Source organism: Pseudomonas sp. LAIL14HWK12:I10 (assembly GCF_900184205.1).
Taxonomy (GTDB): Bacteria; Pseudomonadota; Gammaproteobacteria; order Pseudomonadales; family Pseudomonadaceae; genus Aquipseudomonas; species Aquipseudomonas kermanshahensis.
Genome location: NZ_FXWU01000008.1, coordinates 73,389 through 91,608 on the forward strand (window position 1 = coordinate 73,389; position 18,220 = coordinate 91,608).

19 protein-coding genes are annotated in these 18,220 nt (G+C 63.2%); 8 read left to right on the forward strand and 11 right to left on the reverse strand.

Annotated elements, in window-relative coordinates:
- The first annotated feature begins 73 nt into the window (after positions 1-73).
- On the forward strand, positions 74-1,066 hold the full coding sequence (locus QOS90_RS18415) for a bile acid:sodium symporter family protein (RefSeq protein WP_027594793.1): 993 nt from the start codon (positions 74-76) through the stop codon (positions 1,064-1,066).
- 195 nt (positions 1,067-1,261) lie between these two features.
- Here QOS90_RS18415 and QOS90_RS18420 read toward each other — a convergent pair whose 3' ends face one another.
- Both QOS90_RS18420 and QOS90_RS18425 read right to left on the reverse strand, forming a co-directional pair.
- Positions 1,262-1,855, reverse strand: a complete 594-nt coding sequence (locus tag QOS90_RS18420; protein ID WP_027594794.1) for an eCIS core domain-containing protein — start codon at positions 1,853-1,855, stop codon at positions 1,262-1,264.
- Positions 1,842-2,405: a TetR/AcrR family transcriptional regulator gene (locus tag QOS90_RS18425; protein ID WP_027594795.1), complete on the reverse strand. Its 564-nt coding sequence runs from the start codon at positions 2,403-2,405 to the stop codon at positions 1,842-1,844. The genes QOS90_RS18420 and QOS90_RS18425 overlap by 14 nt, the downstream gene beginning before the upstream one ends.
- An 89-nt stretch (positions 2,406-2,494) precedes the next feature.
- On the opposite strand from QOS90_RS18425, the gene QOS90_RS18430 reads away from it, so the two are divergent.
- Both QOS90_RS18430 and QOS90_RS18435 read left to right on the forward strand, forming a co-directional pair.
- The gene (locus tag QOS90_RS18430; RefSeq protein WP_085273492.1) at positions 2,495-3,226 is read left to right on the forward strand and encodes an SDR family oxidoreductase; all 732 of its coding nucleotides are present in this window, start codon (positions 2,495-2,497) and stop codon (positions 3,224-3,226) included.
- A 28-nt stretch (positions 3,227-3,254) separates the two neighbouring features.
- Positions 3,255-3,869, forward strand: coding sequence for a 2-hydroxychromene-2-carboxylate isomerase (locus QOS90_RS18435; protein WP_085273491.1), 615 nt, complete (start codon positions 3,255-3,257; stop codon positions 3,867-3,869).
- Here QOS90_RS18435 and QOS90_RS18440 read toward each other — a convergent pair.
- The 5 genes from QOS90_RS18440 to QOS90_RS18460 form a co-directional block, all read right to left on the reverse strand.
- Positions 3,842-4,141: a DUF7693 family protein gene (locus tag QOS90_RS18440; RefSeq protein WP_238214913.1), complete on the reverse strand. Its 300-nt coding sequence runs from the start codon at positions 4,139-4,141 to the stop codon at positions 3,842-3,844. The two genes, QOS90_RS18435 and QOS90_RS18440, sit on opposite strands and share 28 nt — an antisense overlap.
- Before the next feature lie 2 nt (positions 4,142-4,143).
- Positions 4,144-4,689, reverse strand: coding sequence for a cupin domain-containing protein (locus tag QOS90_RS18445; protein ID WP_027594799.1), 546 nt, complete (start codon positions 4,687-4,689; stop codon positions 4,144-4,146).
- Positions 4,690-4,768: 79 nt separating this feature from the next.
- On the reverse strand, positions 4,769-5,974 hold the full coding sequence (locus tag QOS90_RS18450; RefSeq protein WP_085273490.1) for an MFS transporter: 1,206 nt from the start codon (positions 5,972-5,974) through the stop codon (positions 4,769-4,771).
- 85 nt (positions 5,975-6,059) lie between these two features.
- Positions 6,060-6,593: a cytochrome b gene (locus QOS90_RS18455; RefSeq protein WP_085273489.1), complete on the reverse strand. Its 534-nt coding sequence runs from the start codon at positions 6,591-6,593 to the stop codon at positions 6,060-6,062.
- A complete protein-coding gene (locus tag QOS90_RS18460; protein ID WP_085273488.1) occupies positions 6,590-7,642 on the reverse strand; it encodes a catalase family peroxidase in 1,053 nt (350 codons plus the stop codon). Before QOS90_RS18460 ends, QOS90_RS18455 begins: the two co-directional genes overlap by 4 nt.
- 124 nt (positions 7,643-7,766) lie before the next feature.
- On the opposite strand from QOS90_RS18460, the gene QOS90_RS18465 reads away from it, so the two are divergent.
- Together QOS90_RS18465 and QOS90_RS18470 are read left to right on the forward strand one after the other, a co-directional pair.
- Complete coding sequence (locus tag QOS90_RS18465) at positions 7,767-8,288, forward strand: sigma-70 family RNA polymerase sigma factor (RefSeq protein WP_027594803.1); 522 nt, start codon at positions 7,767-7,769, stop codon at positions 8,286-8,288.
- Entirely contained in the window at positions 8,285-9,037 is a 753-nt protein-coding gene (locus QOS90_RS18470; RefSeq protein WP_027594804.1) for an anti-sigma factor family protein, read from the forward strand. The genes QOS90_RS18465 and QOS90_RS18470 overlap by 4 nt, the downstream gene beginning before the upstream one ends.
- A 331-nt stretch (positions 9,038-9,368) precedes the next feature.
- Here QOS90_RS18470 and xthA read toward each other — a convergent pair whose 3' ends face one another.
- Entirely contained in the window at positions 9,369-10,181 is an 813-nt protein-coding gene (gene xthA / locus QOS90_RS18475; protein WP_027594805.1) for an exodeoxyribonuclease III, read from the reverse strand.
- Between the two features lie 163 nt (positions 10,182-10,344).
- Here xthA and QOS90_RS18480 point away from each other — a divergent pair, with 163 nt between their 5' ends.
- Genes QOS90_RS18480 through QOS90_RS18490 form a run of 3 tightly spaced genes read left to right on the forward strand, consistent with a single transcriptional unit; the run spans position 10,345 to position 16,460 of the window.
- Positions 10,345-10,995, forward strand: a complete 651-nt coding sequence (locus QOS90_RS18480; protein WP_085273487.1) for a GNAT family N-acetyltransferase — start codon at positions 10,345-10,347, stop codon at positions 10,993-10,995.
- A gap of 51 nt (positions 10,996-11,046) precedes the next feature.
- Positions 11,047-12,789, forward strand: a complete 1,743-nt coding sequence (locus QOS90_RS18485) for an autotransporter assembly complex protein TamA (protein ID WP_027594807.1) — start codon at positions 11,047-11,049, stop codon at positions 12,787-12,789.
- Positions 12,786-16,460, forward strand: a complete 3,675-nt coding sequence (locus QOS90_RS18490) for a translocation/assembly module TamB domain-containing protein (RefSeq protein ID WP_085273486.1) — start codon at positions 12,786-12,788, stop codon at positions 16,458-16,460. The genes QOS90_RS18485 and QOS90_RS18490 overlap by 4 nt, the downstream gene beginning before the upstream one ends.
- A 9-nt stretch (positions 16,461-16,469) precedes the next feature.
- Here the strand turns inward: QOS90_RS18490 and QOS90_RS18495 are convergent, their stop codons facing one another.
- From QOS90_RS18495 to QOS90_RS18505, 3 genes are read right to left on the reverse strand one after another with little or no spacing between them, the layout of a single operon-like run.
- Positions 16,470-17,030 carry a DUF2589 domain-containing protein gene (locus QOS90_RS18495; protein WP_027594809.1) on the reverse strand — a complete coding sequence of 187 codons (561 nt, stop codon included), beginning with the start codon at positions 17,028-17,030 and terminating at the stop codon, positions 16,470-16,472.
- A 60-nt stretch (positions 17,031-17,090) separates the two neighbouring features.
- Positions 17,091-17,753, reverse strand: coding sequence for a DUF2589 domain-containing protein (locus tag QOS90_RS18500; RefSeq protein WP_085273485.1), 663 nt, complete (start codon positions 17,751-17,753; stop codon positions 17,091-17,093).
- Positions 17,754-17,793: 40 nt separating this feature from the next.
- A complete protein-coding gene (locus tag QOS90_RS18505; RefSeq protein ID WP_027594810.1) occupies positions 17,794-18,201 on the reverse strand; it encodes a Mor transcription activator family protein in 408 nt (135 codons plus the stop codon).
- Positions 18,202-18,220: the final 19 nt, after the last annotated feature.

Below are 18,220 nucleotides of genomic sequence, written 5' to 3' on the forward strand. Positions count from 1 at the left end.
GGTTCCGGCGTTAGCGAAGAAAAGCCGCAGACCTTATCGTCTGCCCTTGCACAATGACAAGACGGAACCTGTGATGAAGTATTTGCGGATGTTATTCGACAATTTCACCCTGGCGTTGCTCGGGGTGGTGCTGATCGCCACCGTGCTGCCCTGCTCGGGTGACGGTGCAGTGTATTTTGGCTGGCTGACCAACCTGGCCATCGGCCTGCTGTTCTTCCTGCACGGCGCCAAGTTGTCGCGCGAAGCGATCATCGCCGGGGCCGGGCACTGGCGCCTGCACGCGTTGGTGTTCTCCTGCACCTTTGTACTGTTCCCCTTGCTGGGGTTGGCGTTCAAGCCGCTGTTCGTGCCGCTGGTTGGCAACGAGCTGTACCTGGGCGTGCTGTACCTGTGTGCATTGCCGGCCACTGTGCAGTCAGCCATCGCGTTCACCTCCCTGGCCCGCGGCAACGTGCCGGCCGCCATTTGCAGCGCTGCCGCTTCGAGCCTGCTGGGCATCTTCCTCACGCCGCTGCTGGTGATGATGTTGCTCGGCGCCAGCGGTGACACCGGGTCGGGGTTGGATGCCGTACTGAAAATCACCCTGCAGCTGCTGGTGCCCTTCGTGGCCGGGCAGATCGCACGCCGCTGGATTGGTGCATGGGTCAAGCGCAACGCGCGCTGGCTCAAGGTCGTGGACCAGGGTTCGATCCTGCTGGTGGTGTATACCGCGTTCAGTGAAGCGGTGGTGACGGGCCTGTGGCACACGGTATCGCCACAGCATCTGGCGGGGCTGTTCGTGGTCTGCGGGATTTTGTTGGCGGTGGTGCTGTATGGCACCCGTTTCCTTGGCAAGGTGCTGGGCTTTGACCTTGAAGACCGCATCACCATTCTGTTCGCCGGTTCGAAGAAGAGCCTGGCGACCGGCGTGCCGATGGCTCAGGTGCTGTTCGTGGGCAGTGGCATTGGCGCGATGATTTTGCCGCTGATGCTGTTCCATCAGATCCAGCTGATGGTGTGCGCGGTGCTGGCGCAACGTTATGCCAGCCGTGAGGATGTGGGTGAGAAGGCCCCTCTATCGTCCTGATAGATAAGGGGTATACCTACCGCTGACTGTGTGAGAGCAACTGTTTTGTGGTGCGTGTTCCGGCCTCTTCGCGGGCAAGTCGGACCGCCGCACCGCCGCTCCTACAGGTAATTGCGCAGGCTCAGACCTTGTGTTCTCCAACAAATACCTGCTGAGTCAGGTAGTTATGTGCTGTTCTTGAGGTGCTTTATCACTTCACCGGGCCTGGCCGGAGCTGCGCGCTCTTAACGCCTTGGCAACCTCCGCCTCTATCTTGTAGGCCGGGCCTTCCAGCTCATTGAAGTCACGCGTGTAGCGCCGGGCGAACTCATCGACGCCTAATGCCTGGTACTGCTGCACGTGCTTGAGCTCGTGCGCCCACAGCGCCACATTGTCTTCAGCATCGCTGGCATGGCGGAAGATGATCGTGTCGATCAGTGTCACGGCATTCACATCGGGGTTTTGCAGCATCGCGTTGGCTGCGCTCATCTGCTGTTCATCGCCAACCCTGAAGCGCGCGGCATCGAGCACGGCAAAGTCATACCAGGGTTCGAGCTGGGCGCGGATGTGCAGCGGGATCGGCTCACTGCCGCTGGCGCTGGCTTCGTCGCGGGCCTGGCGCAACGCGTAGGCCAGGCTGGTTGAGGCCATGGTTTCGACGTCCTTGAGGATCTGCCCGGCCTGGCCTGGGTCGACCGGCGCACAGAAACAGCCCATCAGGCACACTTGGTACTGGCCCGGAGGGCAGGTCTGTTCAGCAAACACGGGCACGCTCAAAAACAAGCCAAGCAACAGGTTAACGGCTTTCATTCAAGGCCTTTTCGACGAAGCTGCGGCTGGCATCGAGTACTTCGGACTGCACGGCTTCGCTGGCGAGCATGCGCCCGATCAGCAACGCACCGACGCACTGGCTGATCAACACCCAGGCCAGTTGTTCATCCTCCAGTGTTGTGCTCCAGGCTTTGTGCAACTCGACCAGCCAATGTTCGGCCACCTCACGCACCGGTTGATCTGCCCGGGCGATTTCCACCCCAAGCGGCGGCAAGGGGCAGCCCCCTTCGGCATTGTGCAGGTGGGCCAGGCTCAAGTATTGCTGCAGACAACGGCCAAGGCGCTCGCGGCTGGCACCTTGATTGGCCAGGCGCGCCAGCGGGCTGTTGCACAGCTCCTGGCGAACGACTTCGGTGAACAGGTCATCTTTGGAAGGGAAGTGATTGTAAAAGGCACCGCCGGTCAGCCCGATGGCTTTCATCAGCCCGGCTACGCCAGTGCTGGTAAAACCGCCGCGTTTGGCCAGTGCACCGCTGGTGGCCAGCAGCTTTTCGCGGGTTTGTTGCTTGTGGTCGCTGGTATAGCGCATTCAATTGCCTCTGCGCACTTGGCTTGACGATGGGGGCGATCATAACATAGCGTTCGTTTACTAAACGATCATTCACCAAAGGGGCGCACATGACTCAACCACAAAAAGTAGTGCTGGTGATCGGCGCAGGGGATGCCACGGGGGGCGAGATCGCCAAGCGCTTCGCGCGGGAGGGCTACGTGGCCTGCGTCACTCGCCGTCAGGCGGACAAGCTGCAACCGCTGCTGGACGAGATCCGCGCCGAAGGTGGCCAGGCTCATGGCTTTGGCTCCGATGCGCGTAAGGAGGAAGAGGTGGCCGCGCTGGTTGAGACCATCGAGCGTGATATCGGCCCGATCGAGGCGTTTGTCTTCAATATCGGCGCCAATGTGCCTTGCAGCATTCTCGACGAAACGCCGCGCAAATACTTCAAGATTTGGGAGATGGCCTGTTTTGCCGGGTTTCTGACAGCGCAGGCGGTGGCTCGGCGCATGGTGGTGCGTGAGCGCGGCACGATTCTGTTCACAGGCGCTACTGCAGGTACCCGTGGCGCTGCTGGCTTTGCCGCATTCGCCGGTGCCAAGCACGGCCTGCGGGCGTTGGCCCAGAGCATGGCGCGTGAGCTGGGGCCGCGCAATATCCATGTCGCTCATGTAGTGGTGGATGGGGCAATCGATACCGCGTTCATCCGCGACAGTTTCCCCGAGCGCTACGCCCTCAAGGACCAGGATGGCATCCTTGCCCCGACCCATATAGCCGACAGCTACTGGTTCCTCCACGCCCAACCGCGAGATGCCTGGACATTCGAACTGGACCTGCGCCCCTGGATGGAACGCTGGTAAGCCCCCTCGTCGACCAAGGACCCTACCCATGACCAAGACCGTCGAATTTTTCTTTGACCTCGGCAGCCCCGCCAGTTACCTGGCGTGGACCCAGCTGCCGGGTATCTGTGACCGCCATGGCGCGGCGCTGCATTATCGGCCCATGCTGTTGGGTGGGGTATTCCAGGCCACCGGCAATGCCTCGCCGGCAATGATCCCAGCCAAGGGCCGCTACATGTTTACCGACCTTGCACGCTTCGCAGCGCGCTACGGTGTGCCGTTTGGGCTTCCACCGGGCTTCCCGATGAATACCCTGATGCTGATGCGCGGTGTAATTGGCACACAGTTGCAAGCACCGGAGCGCTTCGAGGCACTGTTGCGGGCATTGTTCAACGGCCTGTGGGCCGAGCGACGCAACCTGGGGGACGCGGCGGTGTTGCAGCAGACGCTGGAACAGGCCGGCTTTGACCTTGCCGCGCTCACTGCCCTGGCAAGCGACGCGCAGGTGAAGGCGGCCCTGAAGCAGGCGACCGAGGAAGCCGTTGCGCGCGGTGTATTTGGTGCGCCGACCTGCTTTGTCGGTGATGAGATGTTCTTTGGGCAAGACCGCCTGGATTTTGTCGAGGACGCGCTGCGTCAACCGGCCAGGCGTGCTTCCAGCTGAGTGCGTTCCCACAGGCTGAGCAGGTCGGTGGGGTTGGTGCCGTAGCGGTGCCAGTCTTCAAGGCCGGCCTGATCACCGTTGGGGGCCACGCACTGGACGCATTGAGCAAGGCCTTCGGCATCCACGGCCAGGGTCAACTGCCAGCCTTCGATCAGCACATCGACCAGCCCTTCGGCGCGCTGGGCGGTGATGTGCACGGGATGGACGCCCAGGGCTGCGTCACGCAAGCGCTGATACGCGGCCCGTGTGTTCACGGTGCCTGGGCGGTTCACGGTCAGAAGTTCGCCGGGGTGTTGGCGCTGATGATTTCGGCCTCATCCTGGCCAATGTTCTTGAAGCTGTGCGGCAGGGTAGTGGGGATGTAGTAGCCATCACCCGAATTGAGCACGCTGACCTGGCCATCGACCCACAACTCGACGGTGCCGCGGGTGACCAGGCCGCACTCTTCGCCTTCTGCATGCACGATCGGCTCGCCCGAATCGGCGCCCGGTGCGTACAGTTCACGCAGCATGCGCATCTGACGGGCCTCGACACTGGCACCTACCAACAGCATGCGCAGGCCGTTACGGCCCAAGTCTGGCTGCTCGCTGGCGCGGAACACGAAGCGCTCTTCCCGCACCGGCTCGTCGAAGCTGAAAAACTCCGCCAAGCTCATCGGGATCCCTTCGAGCAGTTTTTTCAGGGAGCTGACCGAAGGGCTGACGCGGTTCTGTTCGATCTGCGAGATCGTCGAGTTAGTCAGCCCGCTGCGGCGGGCCAGTTCCCGTTGGGAGAGGTTGTTGCGTTCACGCACCAGTTTGAGTCGCGTCCCCGTGTCCATAGCCGCCTTGTAATCAGAGGTGTCAAAAATAATGAGCGACGCATTAAAACACACTCTGCACGCTTGCGCGCTGTGCTTATCAGGCACGTGGTTCGCGTGGCATCGGCCATAGCCCGACCAGCAGCAACAGCGCGGCTACCGCCAGGAACGGCAAGCGTGGGTCAAGGGCATACACCAGGGTGCCGGCCAGTGGCCCAATTACTGCGCCCATGCCTTGGGCGGCGCCGATCGAGCCCGCTGTGGCGCCTTGTTCCGAGGCCTGCATGGCATTGGCCGCCAGCGCCGAAAACGCCGGGAACACAAAGCCCATGCCGGCCGCAGCGACGAAGAAGCACGCCCACAGCCAGGGCGCGGTGGTCGCCAGTGCACCGCAGGCAAAGCCCACGGCCGACACGCTGGCGCCCACCCGGATCATCTTCAGCGGCGGCCATTCCAGTTGGCGCAGCACAACTTGGGCCAGGATTAGCGCCACACCGACCGTGGTCAGGGCAATGCCGGCGACCTGAGCCGCGTCAGCCGGGCCCAACTGCAAGCGGTCCAGGGCGAAGAACCCGACAATGATCTGTGACACGGTGACGCTAAGCATGGCGCTGAAGGCCACCAGCAAAGGCCGGCGCAGCCGGGGGTCGCTCAGTTGCACAGGGCTGGGCGCATGGGTGTGCGCCAGCGCTTGTGGCTTGAGTGTGAACAGCAACACGAAGAACGCGGTGGCCGGCAGCAGCGACATGAGGTGAAACGGCAGGCTCAGGCTGTAGCGCGCGAGCAGGGCGGCCAGTGCCGGGCCCAGCACCAGGCCGACCGCGTTTGCCGCGCCCAGTGAGGCCATGGCGCGGGCTCGGCGCTGCGGTTCGACATGGTCGGCGATCAGTGCATTGCAAGCCACTGGGATGGCGGCGTAGAAGGCGCCGATGCAGCCGCGTGCGAGCATGAGGCCGACAAAGGCCAGGGTTGCGCCCGGCATCCAGCGCAGCGCGCCTTCGACGAACACGCACAACAGCCAGTAGGCCACGGTGAAGCCTGCGCTTCCCAGCAGCAGCACGCGGCGGCGGCCTAGCCGGTCAGCGGCGCGGCCCCACGGGCGTGCCAGCAGCACCCAGACCACCCCGGCGACGGTAACAGCGGCACCGGCCTGCCAGGTGGCCATGCCGAGTTGGCGGGCGATTGGGCCTATGAGGGCAACGAAGGCCATCATCGACATGGTGCAGGCCATATTGGCCAGCAGCAGTGGGCGTAAGTCCAGCGTGCTGGCAGGCACGAGAGTGGCAGGATCCTTTGCGACGTTCATGGGCAGTCCAGAGAAGTTCAGCGATAAGTGCGCCGATCTTAGTAAGCATTATTATCGATTGTCGAACGCCCTGAACCGCACCGGCTTATTCGCTGCGACGCAGGGGGCCAGGCCACATGCTACGCAAGACGCCGTCGCGGCGCACCAAGGCGTGCATCAGCGCTGCGCCCAGGTGCACCAGGATCGTCGCGAACAGCAGGTAGCCAGCCCAGCCGTGGGCTTGTCGCAGCACGGCATACAGCTGCAGGTCGTGGGGGGCGATTGCCGGCAATTGCAGGGGCCGCGGGTAGCCGCCGGCCGACAGCATGGCCCAGCCCAGCAGTGGCATGGCCAGCATCAGGCCATAGAGCAGCACATGCGAGGCACCGGCGGCGAACCGCTGCAGCGGTGGCAGGTCGCGTGGCAGCGGTGGGTGTGGCAAGGCCAAACGCAGGCCGATACGCAACACCACCAGTACCAGCAAGGCCAGGCCAGTGGCCTTGTGCAGGCTGAGCAATACGGGGTGGCGCAGTGACAGGTCGCTGACCATGCTCACACCAATGAACAGCATGGCCACAATCAACACCGCCATCAGCCAGTGCAGCAGGCGGGCGAGGGGGTGGAAGGCTTCAGGTTTCATGGGCGGGCTCCAGTGCCGAGCGATTCACGGCTGCGGCGGTTGAACGATTCCGAATAGGCGGCGGATCGGGCGGCCAAAATCGGGTCGGCAGAGGCTTCGATGCCGTGGGGCAGGATCAGCGGGTCGAAATTAATGTCGCGACAAGCACCTTGCTCAGGCGCGTCGACTTGTTCGAGCACAAGCGTGCCGGCGTCTACGCTGCGCCGTTGCGCAGGCCATGGGCTGGCCGGGTTGTCCACGGCGTCGCCAGGCTCGGCCAGGATCAGGCGCAGGGTCCAGCGCAGCGGCCCTTGGGCCAGGCGCTGTTGCAGGTCGTGCTGCAAGTATTGTTTGTCGTCCACCTGGCCTGGCAGGGCGGTAAACGGGGTTTGCGGCTCCAGTTGCCAACGTACCGGCTGTGCCGCGCCGGCGGCGTCGATCAGGCGGAAGGCATTGATGCTGTGATACTGGGTACTGGCGAAACTGTTGCTTGGCTTGTAGCTCGCCGCCCACTGGCGGAACGCCGCGCTTTCGGGGTGGGCGGCAAAAAACGCTTGTTGCCTGGCCGGGTCCGGTTTGCCAGTGGCAGCGTCTGGCGTACTGGCCAGGACTTGTTCATAGAACGCCTGCGGCGTACCCACCGCCAGCACCGGCGGGTTGTTCATGCCGGTACGCCAGACTTGCCCATCGTCAGTGCTGAGCTGAAGCGCCAGGCTGCGCACCGGGATTGCCGTGTCCGGCGCGAACGGGTTGGCGCCGCCAATGGCAAAACGGCCGATAACCGGCACGCGTGCCTGGCTGAACACGCGGGCCGTGGACAGGCTGGCAGCCTGCCCGCTGGCCTGGAAGTAGCCCGAGACACAGAGGCCTTTTGCGTGGTTCTTGCGGTAGCCTGGGTAGTGCCCGGCCTGGGCCTCGAAGGTGTCGATGATGCGCTTTGGTGTCAGTTCAGGTGCGCCGATCCAGCCGGCGGCATAGGCAAAGCCTGCGCCGGCAGCCAGCATGACAGCGCCGATGGCTGCCAGGCGCAGGGCCTTGGCGGGGCCGTGCAAAGGTGAGTTCATGATCATCGTCCGGTTCTGTGAAGGTGCCGGTACGACGCTGCAGGGAAAAACTTATTCCCTCGACGGGAATAGATTTTGTTACCGGGCGTCTGCCTCTTACACTGACAACCCCAGAGGCCGGGACATAGCCATGCACGATCTGGACGAACACCAGTGGCGCGAGCTGCTGGCACGTTTGCGCCGCTTTGCCTTGTGGTTGACGCGCGAATCGGGCAGCGCCGACGACCTGGTGCAGGCCACCGTCGAGCGAGCCTTGAGCCGCCAGGGCCAGCAACGTGAAGCTGAGGCGCTGCGCGCCTGGCTGTTCACCATCCTTTATCGGCTGTTTCTTGACGGCAAACGCCGCGACCGCCTGCATGCCCGTTGGCTGTCCTGGTTCGGCCGCGCCGAGGTGGAAAGCGAGCCCGTTGGCGGCAATATCGAAGACATCGTGCTGGCCCAGGCCGACCTGCGTGCCTTCGCTCGGCTGTCGGCCGAGCAGCGTGCTTTGCTGCTGCTGGTGAGCATCGAAGGTTTGAGTTACAAAGAGGCCGCCCAGGCCTTGGGCATCCCTATCGGTACCGTGATGTCGCGCTTGTCGCGCGCCCGCAATGCCTTGCGCGAACTGACCGAGGGCAACCCTCAACCCCCGGCCTTGCGGAGACTGAAATGACACGCCTGATCCCCACTGAAGATGAGTTGCATGCCTATATCGATGAGCGCCTGACGCCTGCCCGCCGGGCAGAGGTAAAGGTTTGGCTGGCGGCCAACCCGCAGGAAGCGGCGAGGGTCGAGGGCTGGCGCAGCGATGCGCGGCGGCTGCGTGTGGCACTCGCCGGCCTGGGTGAACAGCCGGGAGCTGCGCAGCTGGATCTGGGCCAATTAAAGCAGCGGCTGCGCCAGCGTCGTCAACGGCGTTGGGCATCGGCGGCAGTGCTCGTGCTGGCGATTGGTGTGGGTGGTTTGGGCGGTTGGCAGGCGCGGGATGCGATGTTGGCCAGGGTCGATCTGCCCATGGCCGATGCGGTCCAGGCTCATCGGCTGTTTGCCGGTAGCGAGGCGCTGGATATCCAGGCCAGCGACCCGACTCAATTGCGTGACTGGTTGGGGCGTCATTTCAGCCGGGTAGGCCAGTTGCCGGACCTGGCGGGTTACGGTTTCAGGCCGGTGGGCGCGCGGTTGCTCAGCAACGAGCAAGGGCCTGCGGCGCTCCTGGTGTTTCAGGATGGCAAAGGGGAACGCATCAGCCTGTTTCTGCGCTCGCCGGGTGAGCGTTATGAACGCATGCCCGAGGGGCAGCGGGTTGATGGGCAACTGGAGGCACGGTACTGGTCGCATGGGGCGTATAACTTTGCGTTGGTCAGTGCGGCGGACGATACGCGTGGGGCGGGGGTAGGGGAGGCGTTGCGGTTGGGGTTGTAGGGTGATGGTGATGATTTGGTTGAGTGGGTGTGGGCAGCCAGGTGTAGGGCATTGGATTTACAGCGCCTGTGAGATCGAGCGCCGCCCGCGCGGCGCTTCGCAGTACAAGGCTGCTCCCACATCTGTTTCGGGCCAATCAGTCCTGAGACAGAGGCGCGCGGCCGTTTGGCGCCCACCTCGATATCGTGTGGAACAAACAAGGCGGTCGCGCGCGTTGCTACAGGCGTTACTGGCCCGAAACAGATGGAGCAGCCTTGTGCTGCGAAGCGCCGCGCGGGCGGCGCTCGATCCCACAGGCGCTACAACTCAAATGCCTTACACCAGACCCGCGTCAGCTCAACTCCAGCCAGATCGGTGCATGGTCCGACGGCTTTTCCATCCCGCGCAACTCATAGTCCACACCCGCCGCCTTGATCCGTGGCACCAGGTGCTGCGACGCCATGATCAGGTCGATGCGCAGGCCACGCTTGGGTTCATCCTCGAAACCGCGGCTGCGGTAGTCGAACCAGCTGAAGCGGTCGGCCACGTCCGGGTGCAGGTGGCGGAAACTGTCGACCAGGCCCCAGCCTTTAAGGCGCTCCATCCATTCGCGCTCTTCCGGCAGGAAGCTGCATTTACCGGTCTTGAGCCAACGTTTGGCGTTGTCCGGGCCGATGCCGATGTCGCAGTCCTGGGGCGAGATGTTCATGTCGCCCATCACCAGCACCGGCTGGTCGTTGCGGAACTGGTTTTCGAGCAGGGCCTGCAGGTCGCTGTAGAAGCGCTGCTTGGCCGGGAATTTGGTGGGGTGGTCGCGGCTTTCACCCTGGGGGAAGTAGCCGTTCATGATGGTGATCGGGTTGCCGTCGGCATCGGCGAAGGTGCCCCAGATGAAGCGGCGCTGGGCGTCTTCCTCATCGGTGGCAAAGCCCTTGTGCAGGCTCAGCGGTGCCTGGCGCGACAGCAAGGCGACGCCATAGTGGCCTTTTTGGCCGTGGTAATGCACGTGGTAGCCCAGTGCCTGGACATCGGCCAGAGGGAACTGATCGTCGCTGACCTTGGTTTCCTGCAGGCCGATCACGTCAGGCTGATGCTTGTCGATCAGCGCCGCCAGCTGATGCGGGCGCGCTCGCAGGCCGTTGATGTTGAAACAGACGATCTTCATGGAAAGACAATCCCGGTAAAAGCCGCGATGCTAGCCGACATCGCGCGTCATCACCAGCATGGCGGGTTCGGGGTGCTGCTGCTAACGTGCTGTAGGGGCTGAACGATGCGTGGTGGAGCACACTCCAAGGCATTGCAAGCCCATTCCAGGAGGACTGCCCGCAATGCCCGAAACCACTGCCACGCCGGCGCGTATCTGCCAACTTGACGACGGCTACAGCCGTGAGGCACGTTCGCTGCTGTACAACGCCTACCGCCATGAACCTACCTTTGCTTACATTTTCGAGGCGCAGCGCCCAGGCTATGAGCGCCGCCTGCGCGTGATGGTGCGTGAATGGGTCCGCCAGCACTTTTACCTGCAACTGCCGGCCATTGGCCTGTTGCTGGATGACCGTTTGATTGCCCTGGCCCTGATCGTGCCGCCGCTGCGCAGGCTGGGGGTGGCCGACAGCTGGGCCTGGCGTTTGCGCATGATGCTGGGTACCGGCCTGCGCTGCACGCGACGCTACATGGACTACCAGGCGGCATTGGCCAGTTGCTTGCCTACAGACCAGGTGCACGTCTTGCCTCTACTGGGCGTGCACCCACAATTTCAGGGGCGCCAGTACGGTGAGCAATTGTTACAAGCTGTGCATGACTGGTGCGCGGAAGACCCCAGCACCCAGGGTGTCGTGCTGGACACCGGTAATGAGCACTACCTGGCGTTCTACCAGCGTCAGGGCTATGAGGAAATTGGCGAGGTTGCCGTAGGGCCGATCCGAGAAAGGGTGTTCTTCCATCCCAACCCCGTGTCTTCAACTACCGCTTTTGCCTGACAAGCCGCCAGACGGCTCCCTTGAGCGCCCGGCTCTGGTAGCATGCCCCGCATGACGTATTCAGGAAGATTAACCTGGGGCCTGGTTTTCTGGGTCGCCAGTTTCGCAGCATGGGGCCAGAGCGAGTTGCTGGTGAAGGTAAAACCAGCCAACAAAGCGCTCAAGGCCAATGTCGAAGGCTATATCGGCAACTTGGGTGACCGCGATGAAGAAGCGCTGCTGCGCTTCAGTCGCGGGGCTCAGGAGCAGGCGCGCAAAGCCGCGCAGGCACTTGGCTACTATCAAGCCCAGATCGATACCGAGGTCAAGCCTCCCGCCAAAGCCGACCAAGCCCCACAATTGATAATCCAGATCGCCCCCGGCGAGCCTGTGCGCCTGCGCAACGTGACGGTGCGCATCGAAGGGCCTGCCAGTGAGATGAAGGCGTTTCGGGTGCCCGACAGCAAGGCACTGCGCGCTGGCGAGCAGCTTAACCATGGGCTTTACGAAGATGCCAAACGGCTGATCCAGAACCAGGCTTCACGCTATGGCTTCTTCGCCGGCCGCTTCAGCCGCCAACGCCTGGCGGTCGACCCCCAGGCCGGCGTGGCCGACATCGAACTGGTCTACCAAAGCGGCCCTCGCTATCGCCTGGGCGCGGTCAAGTTTGGCGGTGACACACCGCTGGATGAAGACCTGCTGCAGCGCATGGTCTCGTTCAAGCCAGGCACGCCCTATGACTCCGAGCTGATTGCCGAACTCAACAACGACCTGCAATCGAGTGGCTACTTCGAAGGTGTGCGGGTAGACGCCGCGCCGACTGCCGCCGTGGGCGAGGACATCCCGGTGGAGGTCCGCCTGGAAACCCGCAAACCACGCACCATGGGCCTGGGCCTGGGCTTCTCGACTGACGTCGGCCCCCGTGGCAAGGCCAACTGGACGCGACACTGGGTCAACCCTCAGGGCCACAGCTACGGCTGGGAAACCGAACTGTCGGCACCTCGGCAGAACGTCGGCCTGTGGTATGACGTGCCGCTCGACCCGCCGCTGACCGACAAACTGCGCTTTGCCGGTGGTTACCAGAACGAGGAACTCGCCGGTACCGACACCCTCAGCAAGCTGCTCACCGTCGGGCCAGAATGGCACAGCAAGTTGCCCAGTGGCTGGCAGCGGGTCATCTCGCTCAAGTACCAGCGTGAAGAGTACCGCCTGGGCGATGACTCGGGGCTGAGCAACTTGCTGATGCCGGGCGTCAGCTTCTCGTACCTGCGCAGCGACAACCGCATTGACCCGCACAATGGCTACCGCCTGCAGTTCGATACCCAGGTGGCGAAGGAAGGCCTGGTCTCCGACACCAACCTGCTGCACGGCAACGTGCTGCTCAAGGGCCTGACCACGCTTGGCCATAACCATCGCTTCCTCGGCCGGGTGCAATTTGGCGGCAGCGCCACCAACGGCTACAAGAACAACATCCCGCCTTCGCTGCGCTTCTTCGCCGGTGGCGACCAGAGCGTGCGTGGCTATGACTACCAGACCTTGTCGCCGAAAAACAGCGACGGCGACCGCATCGGTGGCCGCTACCTGGTGGCTGGCAGCGTCGAGTACCAGTACTCACTGACTGAAAAGTGGCGCGTGGCAACCTTTGTCGATCAGGGCAACTCGTTCAACACCTTCGAGCTGCCAAGCCTCAAGACCGGGGTGGGCATTGGTGTGCGTTGGGTTTCACCGGTCGGGCCATTGCGCTTGGACCTGGCCAAGGCCCTCGATGACGAGGGCGGTATTCGCCTGCACTTCTCCATGGGGCCTGAGCTGTGACACGTGTGTTCAAATTCGTACTGCTGGGCGTGCTCGGCGGGGTAGTGGCCGTGGGCCTGGCGCTGGGCGTGCTGGTGGGGACCGAAAGCGGCAGCCGCTGGGCACTGGCCAGGGTGCCGGGGTTGCAGGTCGCTGACTTCCAAGGGCGCCTGGCGGGCAGTTGGCAAGCCAGCCAGCTGAGCTGGGTGGAGGGCGGTAATCGGGTCGAGGTGCAGGCACCGCTGTTGACATGGTCGCCCGGGTGCCTGCTGCGTGCCACCTTGTGTATCGATCAACTGCAGGCGCAGCGCATCGACATGGCGTTTGCACCCAGCGATGCACCGGCTGAAAGCGGCCCGCTGCAACTCCCGGCCCTGCGCTTGCCGGTCGCCATCGAGCTGGGCGAGGTCAAGATCGGCCAACTGCGACTCGACGGCAGCGACCTGCTGGGTGATGTGCAACTGGCCGCCCACTGGACCCAAACGGGCATGCGCATCGACCGCCTGCATCTGCAGCGCGATGACCTGCGCCTGGACCTGCAAGGCGACCTGCAACCTGAGGGCGATTGGCCGCTGCAGCTGCAAGGGCAAGTTCAGCTGCCTTCGGTAGAGGGTAAAAGCTGGCAACTGGCGTTGACCGCGCAAGGCGAGCTGCAGAAAATCCTCACTCTCGAAGGCACCAGCTCGGGTTACCTCGATGCACGGCTGAACGGTGAGCTACAAGCGTTGGCCGAGCACCTGCCGGCAACGCTGCAGATCCGTTCCGACGCTTTCAAACCAACCGGGTCGCTGCCGGACACCCTGCAGTTCAATCAGCTTGAGCTCAATGCCAAAGGTGATTTGCTCAAGGGCTATAAATTGTCAGGCTCGGCCAGTTTGCCGGCTGAGCAGTCACCGATTGCCTTGGTCCTGTCCGGGCGGGTGGATAGCAAAGGGGCCAAGGTCGATGCCCTGGACCTCAACGCCAGCGATAACCAGCGGCTGAAGCTGCAGGCCAGTGCCGACTGGCAACAGGGCCTGACAGCCGATGCCCAGCTCGATTGGCTGGACTTCCCGTGGTTGCGCCTGTACCCGCTGGAGACGCCGCCTGACGTCACGCTCAAGCAATTCAATGCCCAGGTCCACTACCGCGATGGCAACTATCAAGGCACCTTCAAGGGTGATCTCGACGGCCCGGCGGGGGCGTTTTCCCTGGCCAGCCCGTTCGAAGGTGATTTGAACCAGGTGAAACTGCCGCAGCTGGCGCTTAGCGCTGGGCAAGGCAAGGCCGAAGGCAGCGTCGCGGTGCGCTTCGCCGATACACTGGCGTGGGATGTCGACCTGCAGCTCTCGGCGCTCGACCCTGCGTATTGGCTTGCCGAACTGCCCGGCACCCTGGCCGGGCCGCTGCGCAGCAAAGGTGAAATGAAGGGGGATGCACTCAAGCTCGATGCCCAGCTCGACCTTAAAGGCCGCCTGCGCGGGCAGCCGGCAGTGCTCAAGGTCGAAGCCCAAGGGGCAGGGGAAAGCTGGACGCTCGGAGCCCTGGCTATCCAGCTGGGTGACAACCGCATCAATGGCAGTGGCAGCCTGCAACAGCGGCTGGCCGGGCGCGTGGATCTCGACTTGCCGCGCTTGGGGCAGCTATGGCCCAGGCTGCAAGGGCAGGTCAAGGGCCGGCTGGACGTTGCCGGAACCTTGAAGGCGCCACAAGGTACGCTCACCTTGCAGGGCCAGCAGCTGGCGCAGGCCGAAAACCGTATTCAGCGCCTGGACCTGGACGCACGCCTGGACAGCGCCCAGCGTGGTGTGATCGACCTCAAAGCCGGCGGCATTCACCTCGGTGACACGGCACTGGGCACCTTGCAGGCCAATGGCAAAGGCGACATTCGCCAGCAAGCCCTGACCCTGGCGCTCGACGGCCCGCAGCTCAAGCTGGACCTGGGCCTGGACGGCCAGTTGAGCAAAGGCGATTGGCGTGGTCGCCTTGCCAGTGGCCGAATCCAGGCCGGAGGCCAGGATTGGCAGTTGCAGGCGCCGGCACGCCTGCAGCGATTGGCCAGCGGCCAGCTGGATTTTGGCGCCCATTGCTGGCGTTCCGGCCAGGCCAGCCTGTGTGGTGATGACCAGCGCCTGGCGCCTGAGCCGCGCTTGCGCTACCACCTTAAACAGTTCCCGCTGGACAGCCTGGCCCAGTGGCTGCCAAAGGACTTTGCCTGGCAGGGCCTGCTGAATGCCGACGTCAACTTGGATATCCCGGCCAGCGGCCCGAAAGGCAACATTGTTGTCGACGCCAGTGGCGGCACCTTGCGCGTGCGCGACAAGGGGCGCTGGATCGATTTCCCTTATCAGGCGCTGCGCCTGGACAGTACCCTGGCACCTCGCCGCATCGACACCCGCTTGAATTTCCGGGGTGAGCGCCTGGGCGAACTGAGCCTGAATGCCCGCCTCGACCCGTTGGGCAAGAACAAGCCATTGTCGGGCGATTTCCGCCTGGCGGGCCTGGACCTGTCCGTCGCCCGACCGTTCGTGCCCATGGTCGAACGCCTGGCCGGGCAGTTGAATGGCAGCGGAAATTTGTCGGGTACGCTGCTGGCACCGCAGGTCAACGGCAACCTGGTACTGAGCCAGGGCGAGGTCAGTGGCGCCGAACTGCCGGTTAGCCTCCAAGACCTCTCGCTGCAGGCTACGATCGCGGGTGAACAGGTCCAGCTCAACGGCGGTTGGCGCAGCGGCGAAGCGGGGCGCGGCCAACTGTCCGGTAATCTGACTTGGGGCCAGGCCTTGGGCATGGACCTGCGTTTGCAGGGGCAACAATTGCCGGTGACGGTTGAGCCCTATGCGACGCTGGAAGTCGCCCCGGACCTGAACTTGCGCCTGGTCGACGACAAGCTGGCGATAACCGGCAAGGTGCAGGTGCCCAAAGGCAAGATCACGGTGCGCGAGCTGCCGCCCTCGACGGTGAAGGTGTCTGATGACACCGTTATCGTTGGCCATCAGACCGAGGAGGGCAAGCCGCCCATGGCGATGGCCATGGACATCGATGTCGATGTCGGGCGCGAAAAGCTGTCGTTCAAAGGCTTTGGCCTCACGGCCAACCTGTTGGGCCACGTGCATATCGGCGACAACCTCGATACCCGCGGTGAACTGAGCCTGGCCGATGGTCGTTACCGCGCCTACGGGCAGCGCCTGACCATACGCCGGGCGCGCTTGCTGTTTGCCGGCCCGCTCGACCAGCCGTACCTGGACATCGAAGCGATTCGCAAAGTCGATGACGTGATTGCCGGTATTCGCTTGAGCGGCAGTGCCGAGCAGCCCACCACGCAGGTGTTCTCCGAGCCTGCCATGAGCCAGGAGCAGGCCCTGTCGTACCTGGTGCTGGGTCGCCCTTTGGGCACGTCGGGTGAGGACAACAACATGCTCGCCGAGGCCGCGTTGGGCTTGGGCTTGGCAGGCAGTGCCGGCATTACCGGCAGCCTGGCATCGAGCCTGGGTATCGATGATTTCCAGTTGGATACCGAAGGCTCGGGTAACACCACCAGTGTGGTCGCCAGCGGCAACCTGACCGAGAAGCTGAGCTTGCGTTACGGGGTGGGGGTGTTCGAGCCTGCCAACACTATCGCGTTGCGCTACAAGTTGAGCCGGATGGTTTACCTGGAGGCGGCTAGCGGGTTGGCGAGCTCGCTGGATATCTTCTACAAACGGGACTTCTGATCGCCGCGGTCAACGGACCGTGGCAGCTTCGACGAATTCATTGGTATCGGGTGTGGACGGGGGGGTGGGTTTGGCTATGCGCACCGGTGTGATCAGGCTGGTGTATTCCTCAATCAGCCGGTTAAGCGCTTCAGGCGGCTCACTGGCCTGGAACTGCATGCGGATCTGCACCTCGTCAGGGTCGCGACTGTCGCCCTGACGGCCCTGGCTACCAATGGTCACCTTGAAATTGGCGGCGTTCGTCGCGCTGGCCGCCTGCAGCGCTTGCTGCGCCTCGGTGCCCTTGACGCGGACCGACAGGTCAACCTGCATGCGCTCAAGTGCCAGGCCCTTGGGCGACACTAGCGCAAACAAGGGCACACGCATGATGTGCTGCTCATCCATGGCGACTTCGACCATCTTGGCCTTCATGGGCGCACCCAGTGCTTCGGTGTCGCAGTCGAAGAATTGATCGAACAGATTGATGTACTGCTGAGCTATCAGGCTGTTGGTGGCGCTGGCGGCTTCTTGCAGGCCGCGTGTGATCTCGCGCAGGTCGATGGATGTCATGGGGGCGGGGGACTTGTCCAAACGTTCGGCTCCTGGGTTCAGGGGGTGCCCCCTGTTGCGAGGGGGCGATCGTTACCGACTTCAGTTAGCCGCAGGTGCCCCAGGCGTTGATTTGCTGCCGTTCGCGAGGCCGTTGAGCGTGTCGGCTTGCGAGATCATGTCCGGGCTATTCAGCTTTGCGGACTTGACGACAGTGGGTTTGGTGGCAGCCTCGGTCAGGAAATCGATGACCCTCATCAACGCTTCAGGCGGGTCTTGGCGCTTCAGGGTCGTGCTGAAAGCGTAGCGGGCGCGGGTGTCGGTCTTGCGGGTTTGCGTGGACTTGTGGCTGATGCTGCCCTTGACGTTGAGCTTGAATGGCCCCCAACCCAGCGACCCGGTTGCCGTTGCGGCCAGGTTCTTGTCGGTCACGTCTTCCGACATCTGGTTGATGGTAAGTTCGAACTCGACATTACCTTCCTCGATGGCGATGTTCGGGTGGGTGATCGCCGCTACCAGCGGCACTTTCATGGTTTTGCTGACGACGCCTTGGTACTCACCCTGTTCATCGACGATGGTTTCGTCGTAGTCGAATTGGATGGCGACCGCCTTGCCTTCCTGAACGCACACTTGCATCAGGAAGTCGGCGTAGGACTTGCTTGCGGTAACTTGTGCCTGAACCACGGCTTGCAGGGGGCCTGCGATCATGCGGTCCATCGGCAAGGCATTGATGACGGATCCGATGAGGCTGTTGTCTAGGGACATAGCTGGATTCTCTTTTTAATGGGTGCTGCAAACCTGGCCGTCAGTGGCGACCACTAGGGTTATCGACCAGCGAACATAGGGGGTCTTGTCGGCGGATATTGCCGATCTGCCGCAGGCTCAGGCCGTACTTGTCGGCCAGCAGGCTACGTGACAAGCCCTCGGCGCTTTCCTGCTGAATCTGCAGGTTGCGCAACTGGCGCATGAAGTGGTCGGCCTTGGGGATTTCCAGGGCCACACCAGCGAAGCGCTTGATCAGCGCATCGAGCGCGTCGGCCGGGAGCACATCGGCGAGCTTGGTGCGCTCGCGGTGTTTGGGGATGTATTTGGGTCTGCCGCCATAGGCGCAGGTGAGCTGGAATGCATTGTCGATACCGATGCAGTCGATCAGCGCTTGCAGTGAGTGGGGTAACTGGCTGATGTCTATCCGGGTAAGGTCTGGTAACTCCATAAGACGCTCCTTCGTTCGG

Bases quoted from the DNA above. Each gene is read 5' to 3' on its own strand.
- QOS90_RS18415 (WP_027594793.1), top strand. From the start codon at position 74: ATGAAGTATTTGCGGATGTTATTCGACAATTTCACCCTGGCGTTGCTC.
- QOS90_RS18420 (WP_027594794.1), bottom strand. From the start codon at position 1,855: ATGAAAGCCGTTAACCTGTTGCTTGGCTTGTTTTTGAGCGTGCCCGTG.
- QOS90_RS18425 (WP_027594795.1), bottom strand. From the start codon at position 2,405: ATGCGCTATACCAGCGACCACAAGCAACAAACCCGCGAAAAGCTGCTG.
- QOS90_RS18430 (WP_085273492.1), top strand. From the start codon at position 2,495: ATGACTCAACCACAAAAAGTAGTGCTGGTGATCGGCGCAGGGGATGCC.
- QOS90_RS18435 (WP_085273491.1), top strand. From the start codon at position 3,255: ATGACCAAGACCGTCGAATTTTTCTTTGACCTCGGCAGCCCCGCCAGT.
- QOS90_RS18445 (WP_027594799.1), bottom strand. From the start codon at position 4,689: ATGGACACGGGGACGCGACTCAAACTGGTGCGTGAACGCAACAACCTC.
- QOS90_RS18450 (WP_085273490.1), bottom strand. From the start codon at position 5,974: ATGAACGTCGCAAAGGATCCTGCCACTCTCGTGCCTGCCAGCACGCTG.
- QOS90_RS18455 (WP_085273489.1), bottom strand. From the start codon at position 6,593: ATGAAACCTGAAGCCTTCCACCCCCTCGCCCGCCTGCTGCACTGGCTG.
- QOS90_RS18460 (WP_085273488.1), bottom strand. From the start codon at position 7,642: ATGATCATGAACTCACCTTTGCACGGCCCCGCCAAGGCCCTGCGCCTG.
- QOS90_RS18465 (WP_027594803.1), top strand. From the start codon at position 7,767: ATGCACGATCTGGACGAACACCAGTGGCGCGAGCTGCTGGCACGTTTG.
- QOS90_RS18470 (WP_027594804.1), top strand. From the start codon at position 8,285: ATGACACGCCTGATCCCCACTGAAGATGAGTTGCATGCCTATATCGAT.
- xthA (WP_027594805.1), bottom strand. From the start codon at position 10,181: ATGAAGATCGTCTGTTTCAACATCAACGGCCTGCGAGCGCGCCCGCAT.
- QOS90_RS18480 (WP_085273487.1), top strand. From the start codon at position 10,345: ATGCCCGAAACCACTGCCACGCCGGCGCGTATCTGCCAACTTGACGAC.
- QOS90_RS18485 (WP_027594807.1), top strand. From the start codon at position 11,047: ATGACGTATTCAGGAAGATTAACCTGGGGCCTGGTTTTCTGGGTCGCC.
- QOS90_RS18500 (WP_085273485.1), bottom strand. From the start codon at position 17,753: ATGTCCCTAGACAACAGCCTCATCGGATCCGTCATCAATGCCTTGCCG.
- QOS90_RS18505 (WP_027594810.1), bottom strand. From the start codon at position 18,201: ATGGAGTTACCAGACCTTACCCGGATAGACATCAGCCAGTTACCCCAC.